This window comes from Thioclava sp. F28-4, from assembly GCF_002020045.1.
Classification (GTDB): Bacteria; Pseudomonadota; Alphaproteobacteria; order Rhodobacterales; family Rhodobacteraceae; genus Thioclava; species Thioclava sediminum.
This window is the reverse complement of the sequence record NZ_MPZQ01000049.1, coordinates 1-839: the sequence shown is the minus strand read 5'-3', so window position 1 is coordinate 839 and position 839 is coordinate 1. Positions and strand designations below refer to the sequence as shown.

The following is an 839-nucleotide window of genomic DNA, read 5'->3' as shown; positions in this document are numbered from 1 at the left end:
CCTTAGGGTCAGGATGCATTGATTTCTGTTGCGTCGCGTGATTCACGGCTCCGAAAACGGAGCGGTGACGTGAGCGATCTTTTCTGGCTGACCGACGAGCAGATGGCCAAGCTTTCCCCTTTCTTCCCGAAGTCGCACGGCAAGCCGCGGGTCGATGACAGACGGGTGCTGAGCGGGATTATCTTCGTCAATCGCAATGGCTTGCGTTGGCGTGATGCTCCTGCCGCCTATGGCCCGCACAAAACGCTCTACAGCCGGTGGAAGCGTTGGAGCGAGAAAGGCATCTTCGCCCAGATGATGGCCGGCCTAGCTGCCGAACACGGAGAGAAAAAGACCGTGATGATCGACGCGACCTACCTGAAGGCACACCGCACCGCGACCAGCCTGGCCGCGAAAAAGGGGGGCGCGGTCGCCTGATCGGGCGAACCAAGGGCGGCATGAATACCAAACTGCATGCCATCTGCGACAGCCAAGGGCGACCGCTCAGCCTGTTCGTCACCGCTGGGCAGGTCAGCGACTACATCGGTGCGCGGGCGCTACTGAGCAGCCTACCCAAGGTCGACTGGTTGCTCGGGGACCGCGGCTATGACGCCGACTGGTTCCGAGACGCGTTGCAGGACAAAGGGATACGCGCCTGCATCCCGGGCCGAAAGCAACGCAAGACGCCCATCAAATATGACAAACGCCGCTACAAGCGCCGTAACCGGATCGAGATAATGTTCGGTAGGCTCAAAGACTGGAGGCGTGTGGCGACCCGCTATGACCGATCTCCGAAGGTCTTCCTCTCCGCCATCGCCCTAGCGGCTCTCGTCATCTACTGGTTATGAATCCTGACCCTA

Annotated in this window: 1 protein-coding gene; it reads left to right on the top strand. The window is 60.3% G+C overall.

What is annotated here, in order from left to right:
• The first annotated feature begins 69 nt into the window (after nucleotides 1-69).
• A protein-coding gene (locus tag BMI87_RS21815) for an IS5 family transposase (protein ID WP_088726066.1) occupies nucleotides 70-827 on the top strand; the annotation gives its coding sequence in 2 pieces (ribosomal slippage) (nucleotides 70-394 and nucleotides 394-827; 759 coding nt in all).
• The last annotated feature ends 12 nt before the right edge of the window (nucleotides 828-839 follow it).